Here is an 8,078-nt window from a genome sequence, read left to right on the forward strand (position 1 = left end):
ATTGATTTATTTTTAAGTAAATGATATATTGGCGGATAATTGATTTATTTTTAAGTAAATGATATATTGGCGGATAAAGTTTTTTAACTGATTAGGGATTGTATTTTAAAAAGCCGATCTAATAAATATCAATTATAACTTTATAGTTTAAAGATAGATTGTTTTACAACGTTAAAAATTAAAGAATGAAAAGCTTTTTACAGCAGAATGTTTCTCAGGATTCCCTTATTACCCTTTTTAGCCAGGCCCCCGTGGCAATGTCCCTGTTGATAGGTGATGATTTTACCATTCACAGTGCCAACCCGCAGATTCTGGAACTCTGGGGAAAGGATGATACGGTGATAGGTAAATCGCTGTTTGAAGTTCTTCCGGAAATACAGTCTCAGGGGTTTGTGGAAATCCTTCACAGTGTATACCGGAACGGAGAAATTTTTAAAGGAAATAAATGGCCTGTTTTTTTAGAAAAATACGGCGTGTCTGAAGAGCATTTCTTTAATTTTATTTATGCTCCCGTATATAATGATGACAGGGGAATTATCGGGGTAAGCATTGTCGCCACTGAAATTACAGACCAGGTGATCTCAGAAAAAAAGCTGAAAGACAGCGAGTACCGCTTTGAATCGCTTATTAAAAAATCAGACTATTCTATCGCCATCTACAGTACAGAAGAACTTTTTATAGAGTTTGCCAATGAACCGATGTTTAAAACCTGGGGTAAAGATGCTTCCGTCATCGGGATGAAGCTTGAAGATGCGCTTCCCGAACTGGAAGGGCAGCCGTTTATAGGGATTCTGAAAGATATTTTCAGGACCGGTGAAACCTATACCGCAAAAGAAGACCGGGTGGAGCTGATTGTAGACGGGATCCTACAGACTTTCTATTACAATTTTTCTTACAAGCCGCTTAAAAACCCAAGCGGTGAAGTATATGCTATCCTGAATATGGCCGTAAATGTTACGGACATCGTAATGGCAAGGAAAGAAGTACAGGAAAGCGAAAAGAAATTACGCGATCTGGCTGATTCGATGCCGCAGTTTGTATGGACGTGTGACCATAACGGGCAGATTACGTACATGAACGAAAGCTGGTACAGATATACAGGGTTCACGGAAAATCAGGACCAGACTCAGTTGGTAAAAGCAATGATGAGGCCAGAAACTGTTGGGAAAGTAGATCAGGCATGGGAAGAATCTGTGCGTACATCCAGTCCTTTTGTTATGGAATATGAACTTGAAGATCCCAAACAGAAAGGGAATTACAGGTGGTTTCTGGGAAGGGCTGTTCCGAACTTCGGGGAAAACGGGGAAGTAAAACAATGGACGGGAACCTTTACTGATATCAATGAAGTCAAGCAGCTGGAAACCCAGAAAGACAATTTTCTCGGTATTGCCAGCCATGAGCTTAAAACACCGCTCACCAGCCTTAAATTATACACCCAGTTCATCAAAACGAATCTGCAGAAATCAGGAGATTACAAAAATGCAGATGTTGTGAAAAGGATGGACGGCCAGATCGACCGCCTTACGGAACTGATCAATGAGCTGCTGGATGTTACCAAAATCCAGAAGGGGCAGATTCAGCTCAATGAATCTTATTTTGATTTTGATCAGCTTGTGGATGAAGTGGTAGAAGAGCAGCAGATGACCTCAAGGCATAAAATGGTCGTAAGCAAATTAAAGGTAGGCGAAGTTTTTGCAGACCGGCACCGGATTTCACAGGTGATGGCCAATCTCATCAGCAATGCCATCAAATACTCGCCGGATGCTGATGAGGTACACATTTCCTCATCGTTAGAAGGAGGCCGGGCCAAATTCTGTGTCCGTGACTTCGGGATCGGGATTCCGGCTGATAAACAGTCGAAAGTTTTCGATCAGTATTACAGGATCAGCGAATCCAGAGCCCATACATTTCCCGGTTTAGGACTTGGGCTTTTTATTTCCTCCGAAATTATAAAAAGAGCCGGAGGGGAAATTTCTGTTTCTTCCGTTGAAGGAGAAGGGTCTGATTTTTGCTCCAGAATCCCAAAGAATAAAAATTAAAAAATTACCATGTCTAGTTCTGCAAAAATAATGGTGGTAGATGACAGCCCTGCAATTGTTGACTCGATTGAAATGATGCTTGATTTTGAAGGATTTGAGGTTGATAAATTTTACAAAGGCTCAGAGATGTTCAGTGCGCTGGATCCTGACATGAAGCCTGATGTAATCTTAATGGATATGTGGCTGTCCGGTGAAGACGGCAGGGATTTTTGCAAACTGATTAAGACGGATGAAAAATTAAAAGATATTCCTGTACTTATTATGTCCGCAAGCCGCGGCCTTGAACAGTCCGCTCTGGATGCAGGTGCCAATGAATTTATTGCCAAGCCTTTTGATCTCGGAAACATGGTAGACCGGATCAGGTTTTACCTTAAATAAACAATTTATCTACAGTATTTTTGCCGTTTTTTCTCTAAGAATCCTTTGCACGGGTAAAGGATTAATTTAACACTATTTACCTTCCCGCCGGATTTGAATTCTCCATATAATACACTAATTTTGTATTCCTAATTTTTTTTGCAGTATGGAGGATTATTTGAAAGGACTGAATGAATCACAATTTGAAGCTGTTACCACGTTACAGGGGCCGTTAATGGTTCTTGCGGGTGCAGGTTCCGGGAAAACACGTGTGCTGACGATGCGTATTGCCCATTTAATTACAAATGGAATTGACCCTTTCAATATTCTGGCGCTAACTTTTACCAACAAAGCGGCAAAGGAAATGAAGGAGCGTATTGCAAAAGTGGTGGGGCACAGCAATGCCAGAAGCTTATGGATGGGGACTTTCCACTCGGTATTTGCAAGGATCCTCAGAAATGAAGCCTATTACCTGGGATATCCTTCCAATTTTACCATTTATGATCAGCAGGATTCCCTGAATGTCATCAGGAAAGTTTTGAAGGACATGAACATTGATGCCGATCTGTATAAACCCAAAAAAGTCCAGGCAAGGATTTCAACGTATAAAAATAACCTGATCACCGTAAAAGCATATTACAATAATCCTGAACTTCTTGAAGCAGATGAAAAAGCCAATATGAAATTCATCGGCCAGATCTACCAGAGATATGTGGACCAGTGTTATAAAAACGGGTCAATGGATTTTGATGACCTGCTGTTGAAAACCAATGAGCTGTTAACACGCTTTCCCGAAGTACTGGCAAAATACCAGGACCGTTTCAGGTATATTCTGGTGGATGAGTACCAGGATACCAACCATTCCCAGTACCTGATCGTAAAAGCACTGGCCTCAAAATTTGAAAATATCTGTGTGGTTGGAGACGATGCACAATCCATTTATTCATTCCGTGGAGCCAATATTTATAACATCCTCAACTTTAAAAAAGACTATCCGGATGCCGTTACGGTTTCCCTGGAGCAGAATTACCGTTCTACCCAGAATATTGTCAATGCTGCCAATGTGGTGATTGCCAAAAACCTTCAGCAGTTCAAAAAAAATGTCTTCAGTGAAAATGAAGAAGGTGAAAAAATCAAAGTATACCGCTCGCTGTCTGATGCTGATGAGGCTAATTTCGTGGCTGGGAATATCTGGGAAACCCGGAACCGTGAACAGAGAAGGTACAGTGATTTTGCCATCCTGTACAGAACCAACTCGCAGACCAGGGCTTTTGAAGATGCTTTGAGGCGTAAAAATATTCCCTATAAAGTATACGGAGGGCTTTCTTTCTACCAAAGGAAAGAAGTGAAAGACCTTATTGCCTATCTCAGGCTTTTGGTAAATGAAAATGATTCCGAAGCACTGATGAGGATTATCAATTATCCGGTAAGGGGAATTGGAGATACCACACAGAATAAACTGATTGTTTTTGCAGATGCCCATAACGTTACCGTTTCCAATGTGCTGGACAATCTTCCTTCCTATGCCCCGCAGTTAGGGCTCAATAACGGAATTTTAAATAAACTGAATGACTTCTGGTCGATGATCAAAGCATTTCAGGTACTCCTAAAAACAGAAACGGCTTACAACGTTGCCATGGAAGTGGCCAAACGCAGTGGGCTGATTAAATTTTTAAAGGATGACCAGACACCGGAAGGCATTTCACGCGTGGAAAACGTCCAGGAATTAATGAACTCCATGCAGGGATTCATTGAAGAGCAGATGCAGCTGGAAGACGGAGACCCGAGCTTACCCAATTTCCTTGAAAATATCGCGCTTTCTGCCGATACGCAGAAGAAAGATGATGAAGAAGAAATGGTTTCATTAATGACGATTCACCTTTCCAAAGGACTGGAATTCCCGGTTGTGCATTTGGTTGGGCTGGAAGAAAATCTTTTCCCGAGCTTTATGAGTTCCACAACCAGGGAAGATCTGGAAGAGGAAAGACGGTTGTTCTACGTAGCGTTAACCAGAGCGGAAAAGCAGGCCTTTTTCTCTTATGCGGTCTCAAGGTTCCAGTGGGGAAAAATAACCGATGCCGAGCCATCAAGGTTCTTAAGTGAAATTGATGATCAATATATTGAATTTGTAAATCCGGCCATTGAAAAACGGTTCATTAATAATGCAGGGCTGAGGTCAAATATTTTTGATGAGCATCCTTCAGAACTCAAAGGATTCAAAAAAGTTGAAAAGAAAACCATTGAGCGGGGTGAAGGGTCAAAACCTATCGCTGAGCCCAGAAAATTAAAACCGGTAAGCACGGCGAAAATAATCAACCCAAGCGGTGCTTCTTCACAGGACATCGAAGTGGGGGATAAGGTAAGGCATGACCGTTTCGGGGTAGGGGAAGTGACTTTCCTTGACGGGACTGATCCTCAGAACATCAAGGCTAAAGTAATTTTCCAGCATGAAGGAGAGAAAAACCTGATTCTGAAATATGCTAAGCTGACTAAAATTTAAGGTATTGCAGGAAGCAGAAAAGTAATTTTAATATAATTTCCCGCATGTTTCATAACTCAACAGCTTTTTCTGTGAGATCTGTGAAGTCTGCGGGAATTTTTATTGATAACCGTCAGGTGAAAAAACACAAATTCGTATATTTAAATAAATAAACTCCCATTATGAAAAGGATTCTGGTATTTTTAATCATCATATTGTGTTCCGTTCCGCTTTTTTCCCAGGAATACTGCACAGAGAATAACATTCATTATTATGATGAAAAAACCAATAAAGCAGATGTTTATATCAATGAAAGATGTGTTCTGGATGTCTATGTCCCGAAAAATATAAAAAACTTTTCGACGGTTATCTGGTTTCACGGCGGAGGCATCACAGGCGGGCAAAAAGAAATCCCCGAGGAGTTAAAAAATAAAGGAATTGCCGTTATCGGCGTCAACTACAGGCTTTCACCCAAAGTAAATGCACCGAAATATATTGAAGATGCTGCCGCTGCAACTGCCTGGGTGTTTAAAAATATTAAAAATTACGGAGGCCGCGAAGACCTGGTTTTTATTTCGGGGCATTCGGCAGGAGGATATCTGGCTTCCATGGTAGGACTGAACAAAACCTATCTGCAAAAATATGGTATTGATGCAAATACGCTGGCCGGAATCATCCCTTTCAGCGGGCAGATGATCTCCCATTTTACCGTCAGAAAAGAAAAAGGAATTGACGAACTGGATGCCAGGATTGATGATTTTGCGCCGCTTCATTTTATCAGAGCCGATGCACCGCCTTTACTCCTGATCACGGGAGACCGGGAAAAAGAACTGCTCGGCAGGTATGAAGAAAATGCCTACATGGCCCGAATGATGAAGCTGAAAGGCCATAAAGAAACAACATTATATGAGCTTCAGGGTTTCGATCACGGCGGAATGGCCCAGCCGGCTTTCCCTCTGCTGCTGAATGAAATGAAAAGAATACAGAAGCTGAAAAATTAATTATCAGAGACAAAATCAAAATAAATTCAGGAATTCCTAGATGAATTAGACCGGCATTTATAATCTCAAAAAATGATAGAATGAAGTTAAAAGCAAAAGTGACCATCCGGCAATATTTAAAAATATTATTCAGCTTAACATATTCAAAGCCCATAATGATATTTCTTGTCTGTTTCGCGTTATTACTCGGGCTTTGGATTGCGCTTTACCATTTAAATATTTTAAATCTTCCGGAACCTGTAATTTATCAGTATATCACTTTACTTTTAATTGCTGTGATTCAGCCGACTGTGATATTTACTACAATTCTAAGAAATTATTACTCAAGCAATCATTTAAGGGAAACGCTGGATATGGATTTAACCGAAGACGAGATAAAAATCAGAGGCGAATCCTTCTATATGGAAATTCTCTGGTCGAAAATCTATAAGATAGTTGAAAAGAAAAATTGGTTTTTAATCTATCAAAACAATTTATCCGCGATTTTGATTCCTAAAAAAGAGCTGTCGCCAGCGCAAATAAAGCAAATTCAAGAAATTTTAGGATCAGTAAAAACCATTAATTAAACTTAAGCAGAAATATAAAACCCTTTCCGTTTTAAGGAAGGGGTTTTGTCATTAATGTAAATTAATTTAACAAAATCTGGTTAATTTAATATATTTGCAAATAGAATCTTCTAAATGAATAATATTTACTACTCAGTGCTGTATTTTATTGAGAAATTTACTATTAACATATGAGAATTTATGCATATAGTAATTTTCATATTAGTTTATCTCCACCCATTATTACATTATATTCCAATCATAACTAATCTTAGACTTAAATGAAAAGTATTTTCATACTTTATAATTTGGCATACACAACGATGAAAATTTTCTTACAAATGCAGCAACGCGCACAGGATACAAAAAGTTTTGTATTTTCTCTGCCCTTATTTCTTTGTTTTATATTTCCGAATAGCGGAAAGGCCCAGACCAGGGTAATTGTAAATCCCGGACTTGAGTTTGGGGTAGCAGCCTCTACTTTTGGCCAGTATGATTCTAATTTCGGTTTTGATACGACTTTTGATGCAGGTTCAGCAGTTACTTCACCGTGGTATACTTCTCACCCTACCCAGGCAGGAGTCTGTGAACCGGGAGGTTCCGGAAACTGCCACCCTATTGAAATATGGGGTACCGGATATAAAAGTGTACCTGCTACCCAGGGAACTAACTTTGTAGAACTGAATGCTTATGTAAACTCCATGATCTACCAGAATATGTACCTTGTCAATGGCGATATTATCACCTATGACTTCAGGCACCGGGCAAGGGTGGACGGATCTGAACAGGCAGCCATGGTAATTGAAAACCAGAATGAAGTAAATATAGCTACGGTCAGCACTACAACTTTACCTTCAAGTATCTCGGCATGGTCTGTAAACCAGGGAACCTATACCTTTACAGGAACTTCAGGAGTTTATAGGGTAGGTTTCAGGGCTGTAAATACGACGAATCCCGCAGCAGGTAATTTTCTTGATAACATCAGTATTACGCTAAACCCGCTTATCGATTTAAAATTCTCCAATGCCCTGTCCTCATGTGAAGGATCAGGCAACGGTAACCTGTTCTTAAGGATCAGCGGCGCGGTAACCAGTGCGACTACCGTGGCGGTAGAACTGATAAACCCAGTCAACGGAAACCCAGTGGCTACCGATGCCGATATCACCCTGACCCCGGCAACCAATTCCACCGGTACACCAACTATTTCCCATACGCCGGGAAGCAGCATCTACCTCATTACCATACCCGCAGGAAACTATGACGGCGGCGTTACACCGGGATATGCAAGCCCTAACAATGATGAAGACGGGATCGCCATCAATATCGCTTCTGTAAATGAAGGGGTGGACGAGCCTACAGAGACTTTTGCTTTTGAAATCAAGCAGCAGGGAACCAGCGGCTCCACCAATAATTTCGTTTCCACTTCATCTCCTGTACCGGGCGATACGTATTTCCCGAGAACAAACAGTTATTTTATCCAGAGATGTATCTGTTACGATGATGCCAATACTTCTACCCCGGGAATCGACAGTAAAGTAGGGGTTACCCTTTTGGGAAGAGCTGGCGCGGACAGCGGCAACTGGCCTATGAACAGAAAGTCGGCCCACGCGGTTCTGGAATCCAACTCAAAAGGATTTGTCGTAACAAGATTAACCAT

General features: G+C 40.9%; 5 protein-coding genes and 1 pseudogene. All 6 read left to right on the plus strand.

Features of this window, described 5'->3' with window-relative positions; genetic code table 11:
• The first annotated feature begins 185 nt into the window (after positions 1–185).
• Positions 186–2,039: a PAS domain-containing protein gene (locus ASE55_RS02080; RefSeq protein WP_056214875.1), complete on the plus strand. Its 1,854-nt coding sequence runs from the start codon at positions 186–188 to the stop codon at positions 2,037–2,039.
• A 9-nt stretch (positions 2,040–2,048) separates the two neighbouring features.
• Positions 2,049–2,417: a PleD family two-component system response regulator gene (locus tag ASE55_RS02085; protein WP_056214878.1), complete on the plus strand. Its 369-nt coding sequence runs from the start codon at positions 2,049–2,051 to the stop codon at positions 2,415–2,417.
• 145 nt (positions 2,418–2,562) lie between these two features.
• Complete coding sequence (locus ASE55_RS02090; RefSeq protein WP_056214881.1) at positions 2,563–4,896, plus strand: ATP-dependent helicase; 2,334 nt, start codon at positions 2,563–2,565, stop codon at positions 4,894–4,896.
• A gap of 161 nt (positions 4,897–5,057) precedes the next feature.
• Positions 5,058–5,876 (plus strand): alpha/beta hydrolase, encoded by an 819-nt coding sequence (locus ASE55_RS02095; protein ID WP_056214884.1) that lies wholly within the window; start codon positions 5,058–5,060, stop codon positions 5,874–5,876.
• A gap of 80 nt (positions 5,877–5,956) precedes the next feature.
• On the plus strand, positions 5,957–6,442 hold the full coding sequence (locus tag ASE55_RS02100) for a YcxB family protein (protein ID WP_056214887.1): 486 nt from the start codon (positions 5,957–5,959) through the stop codon (positions 6,440–6,442).
• Positions 6,443–6,762: 320 nt separating this feature from the next.
• Positions 6,763–8,078: pseudogene (locus tag ASE55_RS02105) on the plus strand (hypothetical protein); the annotation flags it as partial.

Source organism: Chryseobacterium sp. Leaf201 (genome assembly GCF_001421435.1).
Classification (GTDB): domain Bacteria; phylum Bacteroidota; class Bacteroidia; order Flavobacteriales; family Weeksellaceae; genus Chryseobacterium.